The sequence below is a fragment of the Pseudomonas fluorescens genome (assembly GCF_001648775.1).
Classification (GTDB): domain Bacteria; phylum Pseudomonadota; class Gammaproteobacteria; order Pseudomonadales; family Pseudomonadaceae; genus Aquipseudomonas; species Aquipseudomonas fluorescens_M.
In genome coordinates this window covers 26408-34530 of the sequence record NZ_LVEJ01000020.1, presented here as the reverse complement: position 1 = coordinate 34530, position 8123 = coordinate 26408, and the positions used below count along the sequence as shown (strand labels likewise).

The 8123-nt window shown below is 61.4% G+C and carries 8 protein-coding genes; 3 read left to right on the top strand and 5 right to left on the bottom strand.

Annotated features, from left to right (window positions below; all coding sequences use genetic code 11):
- Positions 1 to 33: 33 nt before the first annotated feature.
- From A8O26_RS18920 to A8O26_RS18905, 4 genes are all read right to left on the bottom strand, one after another.
- Positions 34 to 1440 (bottom strand): heavy metal sensor histidine kinase, encoded by a 1407-nt coding sequence (locus tag A8O26_RS18920; protein ID WP_064119334.1) that lies wholly within the window; start codon positions 1438 to 1440, stop codon positions 34 to 36.
- Positions 1437 to 2108 (bottom strand): heavy metal response regulator transcription factor, encoded by a 672-nt coding sequence (locus tag A8O26_RS18915; protein WP_064119333.1) that lies wholly within the window; start codon positions 2106 to 2108, stop codon positions 1437 to 1439. Before A8O26_RS18915 ends, A8O26_RS18920 begins: the two co-directional genes overlap by 4 nt.
- A gap of 9 nt (positions 2109 to 2117) precedes the next feature.
- Complete coding sequence (locus tag A8O26_RS18910; protein ID WP_064119332.1) at positions 2118 to 2375, bottom strand: DUF2790 domain-containing protein; 258 nt, start codon at positions 2373 to 2375, stop codon at positions 2118 to 2120.
- A gap of 261 nt (positions 2376 to 2636) precedes the next feature.
- On the bottom strand, positions 2637 to 3350 hold the full coding sequence (locus A8O26_RS18905) for a murein L,D-transpeptidase catalytic domain family protein (protein ID WP_064119331.1): 714 nt from the start codon (positions 3348 to 3350) through the stop codon (positions 2637 to 2639).
- A gap of 151 nt (positions 3351 to 3501) precedes the next feature.
- Here A8O26_RS18905 and A8O26_RS18900 point away from each other — a divergent pair, with 151 nt between their 5' ends.
- On the top strand, positions 3502 to 5118 hold the full coding sequence (locus A8O26_RS18900; protein ID WP_064119330.1) for a L,D-transpeptidase family protein: 1617 nt from the start codon (positions 3502 to 3504) through the stop codon (positions 5116 to 5118).
- 3 nt (positions 5119 to 5121) lie between these two features.
- On the opposite strand, the gene A8O26_RS18895 is transcribed toward A8O26_RS18900, so the two are convergent.
- Positions 5122 to 5637, bottom strand: a complete 516-nt coding sequence (locus A8O26_RS18895; RefSeq protein WP_064119329.1) for an HvfX family Cu-binding RiPP maturation protein — start codon at positions 5635 to 5637, stop codon at positions 5122 to 5124.
- A 381-nt stretch (positions 5638 to 6018) separates the two neighbouring features.
- Here A8O26_RS18895 and A8O26_RS18890 point away from each other — a divergent pair, with 381 nt between their 5' ends.
- Positions 6019 to 6903 carry a LysR substrate-binding domain-containing protein gene (locus A8O26_RS18890; RefSeq protein WP_064119328.1) on the top strand — a complete coding sequence of 295 codons (885 nt, stop codon included), beginning with the start codon at positions 6019 to 6021 and terminating at the stop codon, positions 6901 to 6903.
- 104 nt (positions 6904 to 7007) lie between these two features.
- Positions 7008 to 8123 carry an agmatine deiminase gene (gene aguA / locus A8O26_RS18885; protein ID WP_064119327.1) on the top strand — a complete coding sequence of 372 codons (1116 nt, stop codon included), beginning with the start codon at positions 7008 to 7010 and terminating at the stop codon, positions 8121 to 8123.

Genomic DNA, 8123 nt, shown 5'->3' with positions numbered 1-8123 from the left:
AGGCTCGCTCCCACAAGGGAAAAGTGGTGATGTTCAGTCCCGAGATTGGCGGGCGGGGAAGAACAGTTCGAAGCAGGTGATGCCATCGGCACTGCTGGCGCTGTAGCGGCCTTGATGCAATTGCATGATGGTTGCGACGATCGACAGGCCCAGACCGTTGGATTGCGCCGAGCGCTCGCGTGACGGGTCGACACGGTAGAAGCGTTCGAACAGTCGCGCGAGATGCTCGGGCGCAATGGTCGCGCCGTGGTTTCTGACCCGTAAATAACTGCCATCCGCCTCGGCAATTGCCTCCACCTGCACCGTCGAATCCGCCGCGCCGTACTTGATCGCATTGGCGCACAGATTGGCCAACGCACGCCGCAACAACATCGGTTCGGCCCAGATCACACCGCTGCCGCGTGCCTCAATGTTGACCCCGACATCCGCCGCCAGGCCTTCAAAGTAATCGGCAATGCGTTGCATCTCATCCGCCGCATCCAGCTCCTGACGCTGGCTCAAGGCACTGGCCGGATCGGTGCGTGCCAGAAACAACATGTTGTCGAGCATGCGTGCCAGTCGCTCCAACTCTTCAACGTTGGAGGCGAGCAACTGTTGATAGGCCTCGCTGCTGCGATTCTGCTGCAACGCGACCTGGGTTTCGCCGAGCAGGTTATTGATCGGCGTGCGCAACTCGTGGGCCATGTCGGTGGACACCTGACTCAACTGCGCAAAGCCCTTGGCGAGGCGATCGAGCATGGCGTTGAACGCCTCGATCATTGGCTGCAATTCTCGCGGCGCACCGCTGCTGGCAAGGCGCTCACCGAGATTGCCGACGCCGATACCGTGGGCGTGCTTCGCCAGTCGCCGTAACGGCAACAAACCGCGATACACCAACAAACAGCCCACCAGCGCCAGCAACAGCGCGGCCAGCGAGGCGAGGCCATAAACACTCAAACGGTAGTTGGCGAGCATTGCCGTACGCTCGCTCATCAGCCGCCCGGTGGTGACTTGCAGATTGCCCAGTTCGCCAGAATCGATACGCGCCGCGACCGCCGAAAACGGCACGCCGTTGATGCTCGGCAGATGCTGCACGTCTTTCAGCGTCATCGCCTGGTCGATCGGCACTGCCGGCAACGTCGGTGTGTTGAGGTTGCCCGGGTTGACCACCAGCAGCGGCGGCTGCCCCGGCGTGCCGATGGTCAACAGCGCTTCGCGGTTGCCAAGCATGTTCTGGAACAGCGCCGGTTTGTTCTTGATCAACTCCAGCGTGTTGCTGTCGTTGAGGAAGGTGCGTAGTTGATCGACGCGGCTGACCAGCGAGATGTCATCGCGGCGGGTCAGTTGCTCTTCGAGTTCGCCATACAGCGCCGCACCGAGGCCGGCCAGCGACGCGAATGCGAGCAAGGCAAACACCAGCGCCAGGCGCAGGGTCAGGGAATACGGGCGATGGCCGCTCATGGCTGGGTATCGAAGCGGTAGCCGATGCCGCGCACGCTGTGGATCAGCTTGAGCTGGAACGGGTCATCGATCTTCGCCCGCAAACGGCGCACGGCGACATCGACCACGTTGGTGTCGCTGTCGAAATTCATGTCCCAGACCCGCGAGGCAATCAGCGAGCGCGCCAGCACTTGCCCGGTGTGACTGGCGAACAATTGCAGCAACGCGAACTCCTTGTTGGTCAGGGTAATGCGCACCCCGGCGCGGCTCACGCGGCGCTTGAGCACGTCGATCTGCAGGTCGGCGACTTGCAATTGTTCGTCCTCATGAATCGGCCCGCGCCGAGTCAGGGTGCGCAGGCGCGCGACCAGTTCGGCGAAGGAAAACGGCTTGATCAGGTAATCGTCGGCGCCCAGTTCGAGGCCTTTGACGCGGTCAGCGATATCGTCGCGGGCGGTGAGGAACAGCACCGGCGTGTCAGCTTCCTTGCGCAGCCGGCGCAGGACTTCCCAGCCATCCATCCTGGGCATCATCACATCGAGCACGATCACGTCGAAGCTGTGTTCCAGCGCCAGGTGCAAGCCGTCGGCACCGTCGCGGGCGAGGCTGACGCTGTAACCCAGTTCCTGCAAACCGTTGAGCAGGTAATTACCGGCCTTGGGTTCGTCTTCGACAACCAGAATATTCATCGATCAGTCTCAATGGTCATTGATGCAACCGCTGCCTTGTACCTGATAGTCCAGCACATGCTCGCGGCCCTGATGGTCGAGGTAGTTCAATTGCGCCGGAACCACGCCGCACGCTTGTGAAATATCGGTGCTGGACAGGACTTTGTCGACATCCAGATTGACGTAGAAACCGCTTTTGTCATGAATCACCGCGGTGTCGGGCATGTTCGCAGCGAACACGCTACCGGTGGTGAGGAGGGCGGTGAAGGCGAGCAGGAGGCTTTTCATGATCAGTCACTCAGTGGTCAAAGTTGATCGGCAGTGGCGCCGGGACAACTTCAGGCTACCGAGCGATTCGCACGGCAAACCGACAGCTGAATGACAAAGTTGTAATGAAACGGTGCGTGAAGATTTTCCAGGCTAAACGCTAACCCTGTGGGAGCGAGCTTGCTCGCGAAGGCGTTAGGTCAGGCGACATACATGTTGAATGTGCCGGCCTCTTCGCGAGCAAGCTCGCTCCCACAGGGAGTTGCGGTGCAGGTGAAATCTTTAGCTCGCGTGATTGTTGAGAATGCTCGCCACCTGCTGCGGCTGGCAGTTCAGGTACGGCGAAGACTTCAACCAGCGCTGATCCGGGTACCAGGAAAACATGAACTGGCCATTCTTCAACCGGTCGATCACCTGTTTGGCAATCTGTGGCCGCACCGCCGGGCAGCCCTGGCTGCGGCCGATGCGCCCTTGTTTCTTGCTCCACAACGGGTTCACGTAACTGGCAGCGTGAATGACAATCGCGCGATCGCGGGCCATGTCATTGAAACCTGGCTCCAGACCGTCCATGCGCAGCGAGTAACCGTGAGTGCCGCTGTAGCTTTCCTGCGTGCGGAACAGGCCAAGGCTGGACTGGTAACTGCCTTCGACATTGGAAAACTGCGTGGCGAAGTTTTCCCCGGAGTTGGAACCGTGGGCAACCAGATCGCGCAGCACCAATTTCTTTTTACTCAGGTCGAAAATCCACAGTCGGCGCTCAGTCGACGGTTGCGAATAGTCGATGATCGCCAGGTGGCGGGACGGCTTCGCGCCGTTGTTGACCGCGCATTGCATGGCGTTCAAAGCACCTTTCAGCGCCTGGGGATTGAGTTCTGGCGCGGCGTGCGCGAGGCTGGTGAAGAGAACCGGCGATGGCTTGCCGGCGGCAAAAACTGGACTGGACACGGCGACAAGGGTCGCGGTGGTCAGCAGAAGTCGGCGCAAAAACGTCAACATTTTATAAAGTGTCCTCACTTGCTACTTAGTTGGCACTTTGGCTCCTGACTCCCAGTCAATACCCGCAAGCCCGTTGATCGAGCCTGACTGTTCAGCGCACCTGATGTAAGGTTGGCCATCATCTAGACGGCCATGGATTGGAGTAAAGCAGTTGTTCAAAAAGTACGCATGCTACTTGAGCATTTGTTTGCTCGCTGCGCCGTTTGTCGCTTGTGCCGATGAGCCGCTGCCGCCGCTGGAGACACTGCCAACGCCACCGGCCGAAATGCCGGTCGAGCCGCAGAGTCCGCTGCAAGCGGTGTTGATCAGTTTGCCGCAGTCGTGCCCGGCGATTGCCGCGCACCTCAACGGCCCGGCGTTGACGCAGTTGCAGGCCTTCTACGCGCAACAGGACTGGATGCCGGTGTGGGCAAGTGAGTCCGCACAATTGCCGGTCTTGCAAGCACAATTGCAGTTGTTGGCCGACGATGGCCTCAATCCAAAACGTTATCCGGTCGCGACCTCGGCGCCGCAGGACGGCGAGTTGTGTGCCGACATCGACATCAGCCGCAACTACCTCCAGGCCCTGCAAGACCTGCATTACGGGCGCCTGCTGCAATCGCACTTCGAACCGCTGTGGCATGCCGATGAAGCGCCGCGCGACCGTCAGGCTGAATTACTCGCCATCGCTGTGCCGGGCATGCACGACATCGCAGCGGCGTTCGATCTGGCTCGTCCGCGTCTGGCGCAATATCAAAACCTGCGTCATCTGTATGCCGCGCAACGCCTGAAAGCCTTGCCGCAGTGGCAGGCCGTCGGCAACGGCCCGTTGCTGCGCCCGGCAATGGAAGACAAGCGCGTGCCGGAACTGGCTCAGCGTCTGTACAACGAAGGCTATCTGACCCACCTCATTGGCACCCCTGACAACGCCTACGATGGTGTGCTGGTGGAAGCGGTGAAGAGTTTTCAGGCCAACCATTCGCTGCAGGCTGACGGTGTGGTCGGGCCGGGGACGATTACCGAACTCAACATCAGTCCGCTGGCTCGCCGCGAGCAGCTGCGGGTCAACCTCGAACGTTTCCGCTGGCTGGCCCAGGACATGGAACCCGATGGTTTGCTGGTCAACGTTGCCGCCGCCGAACTGACCCTGTATCAGGGCGGTCAGGCGGTTTGGCAAACGCGCACTCAAGTCGGTCGCGCCGAACGCCAGACACCGTTGCTGAAATCCCGCGTGACGCGTCTGACCCTCAATCCGACATGGACGGTACCGCCCACCATCTGGAAGGAAGACAAACTGCCGGCGATCCGCAAGGACCAGACCTTCCTCAGCCGACAGAATCTGCAAGTGCTCGACGCCAACGGCCAGCCACTGGCCGCCGCGGACATCGATTGGGACAACCCCGGCAACATCCTCCTGCGCCAGGATGCCGGGCCGCGTAATCCGTTGGGGCAGATGGTCATCCGCTTCCCCAACCCGTTCTCGGTGTACCTGCACGACACGCCGAGCAAGGCGCTGTTCGACAAGGGCCCGCGCGCATTCAGCTCCGGCTGCGTGCGGGTCGAGCACCCGATGCAACTGCGCGATCTGCTCCTGAGCCCGGCGGAAAAGGCCCGTACCGAGACCTTGCTCGCCACCGGCACCACCCACGAATTTCGCTTGTCGGCGCCGGTGCCGATCCTGATGACCTACTGGACCGTGCAGGTCGACAGTGCTGGCCGCGTGCGTTACGCGCCGGACATCTACAGCCGTGACAGTGCCTTGCTGGCGGGACTGGATCGGGCGCATTGAGCCTCAGCGGGTGCTTCTGTTCCAGAACACCCGCGCCAGCCACGCATCAACACTCAACTTGCCGGCCCCGGCGAATACCAGCGGCAGCAACGCGGCCAGGTAAATCGCCGGTAGCTTGAAATTGCCGAAACCCTTGTTGGTGATCGCATAGCCCTGCGCCAGTTCGCTCAGCGTCGACCAGTCCGCAGGCCAGTGCACGGCGGCAGTGGCGACGACGGTGACCACGATCAGCGAAATCGCTGAGAGGCGCGTGCCGATGCCGATCAGAATTGCCAGGGCGCAGATCAGCTCGGCCCACATCGACAACTCCCAGTTCAGCGTCGCTGGCAGGTGATCGAACGGGAAGGGGAATCTGTCCTGAATGTCTTCGAACCAGTTCTGCCCATTGAATTTCTCCAGGCCGGACTCGAAGAATTCCCAGGCGATGAACAGACGCAGCGTCAGAGGGGCGAGCCAGGTGCCGGCGCGGTCGAGGTTCAGGTGCAGGCCTTTGATGGCGGTTGAGAAGGGGGTGGTCATGGTATCTCTCCGGTGGATGGGGCAAGGTGAATCGACCGGGTCATTTCAGCGTTGGGGTGTATCGGGGGTGTGTCGGCGGGGTGGGGGATTGTGCTGTTGGTGTGTCTGCGGCTTCGGGGATACAGTGCGATACAGTCAAAAGCCCCTCACCCTAACCCTCTCCCAGAGGGAGAGGGGACTGACCGTGGGATATTGAAGAGGTACGCCGACCTGAACCTGTTTTGTTGAATCCATAATCGACCGGATTTTTCAGGTCGATGTTTCACGCCAGACACCTCGGTCGGCCCCCTCTCCCTCCGGGAGAGGGCTGGGGTGAGGGCAACGGGCTGGACGCCGACCGCCGGCCCAGTCAGCATGACCAAAAAAAACGGACCACCTCCCATGCGACGACTTCCCTCACTGGCCGCCTTGCGCACGTTCGAATGCGCCGCCCGCCACGCGCATTTCGGCCGGGCAGCCGCTGAACTGTGCGTCACCGACAGCGCCGTCAGCCATCAAATCCGCCAGCTCGAAGAACAACTCGGCGTCTCGCTGTTCATCCGCGAAGGCCGCCAGATTCGCCCGACCATCGCCGCCGGACGCCTGATGCAAAGCCTGCAGCAAGCCTTCGAACTGATCGGCGAGGCCTGCGATGAGCTGCGCGATCCATCCTCGCTGGCCGTGCTCAGGCTGGCCGTCACCGCGGAACTTGCGCAAAAGTGGCTGATGAGTCGCCTCACCGATTTCTATGCACGCTACCCGCACATCACCTTGCACCTCTACGAACAACCGATCGACGCCACGGGCCCCGGCGAAGACATCGATCTGGCCATCACCTACGGCACCGGACCGGTGGACAGCAGCGCCTACTTCGTTCGGCCACTGCCCGATCTGCAATTCTTCCCGGTGTGCAGCCCGGGCCTGTTCAATCAGGGCACCTTGAAAACACCCAGGGATCTGGCCCGCCACTGCCTGTTGCACGACGATCAGGACGGCAAGACCTGGACCGCCTGGCTGACCAGCCACGCGGGTGATCAACGCCCGCAACGGCAATTGTATTTCGCCCACGCCGGCCTCGCGCTGGAAGCAGCGGCGCAAGGGCAGGGCGTGGCCATGGGCGACAACCTCACCGCGCAGGAAGACCTGCAATCTGGCCGTCTGGTGCGCCCATTCGCTTCCAGCATGACCGCGCTCGGCCAATACGCGCTGGTTTGCGAGCGGCTGCGGCTGGAGCGCCCGGCGGTGGCGCAAATGCTCGAATGGTTCAACGATCAACTGGCTGATTGATGAGTTGAATTCAACTGTTCCACAATAATCATCGTTGGCGGGCGTGCTGCGTGCGCCCTTAGCCTGTGGTCATTCCAATCCCATCGCGAAGACGAGGTTTGACCATGGCACGTTTGCTCGACTCCACCCCTAAACACGACGGTTTCCGTCTGCCCGGCGAATTCGAAGCCAAATCCGGTTGCTGGCTCGGCTGGCCGGAGCGCACCGACGTCTGGCGCAACGGCGCCAAACCGGCGCAGAAAGTCTGGGTGCAGATCGTCACCGCCATCTCCCACAGCGAACCGGTCACTGTGTGCGTCTCTGCCGCGCAGTTCGCCACGGCGCGCCGGCAGTTGCCGCCGCAAGTGCGCGTGGTCGAGATGACCTGCAACGACACCTGGTTCCGCGACAGCGGCCCATGCTTTGTGGTCAACGATCAAAGTGGTGAAGTGCGTGGCGTCGACTTCGAGTTCAACGCCTATGGCGGCCTCGACGGCGGCCTCTATTACCCGTGGGACAAGGACGACCAGATCGCCAGCAAGATCCTCGAAATCGAGCGTTTCGACCGTTACCGCGCGCCGCTGATTGCTGAACTCGGCGGCATCCAGAGCGATGGCCAGGGCAGCATTCTCACCACCGAACAATGCCTGCTCAACCGCAATCGCAACCAGCATCTGGGCAAGGACGAAGTTACCCGCCGGCTCACCGATTACCTCGGTGCCGAACAAGTGATCTGGCTGCCACGCGGCTGCAAATTCGACGAAACCGATGGCCATGTCGACGACCTCGCGTGTTTCGTCCGTCCGGGCGAAGTGGTGTTGCAATGGACTGACAACCGCGACGATCCGCAGTGGGAGATTTACCAAGAGGCCTACGACATCCTGCGCAGCACCCGCGACAGCCGGGGGCGCGAGCTGACCGTACACAAACTGCCACAACCGGACGTACTGGAGTGGACCGCCGAAGAAGCCGACGGCCTCGATCAGCAGGACAGCACCCACACCCGTCAGGCCGGCACGAAAATCTGCGCGTCGTACATCAACTACTACGCCGGTAATAGCTCGATCGTCGTGCCGCTGTTTGGTGATCGCAACGATCAAGTGGCGATGGCGACGCTGGCCGAACTGTTCCCGCAGCACAAAATCGTCGGCATCGAAAACTCCCGGGAGATCCTTCTCGGCGGCGGCAACGTCGCGTGCATCACCATGCCGCAATACGCCGGCCTGAAAAAGGGAGCCTGA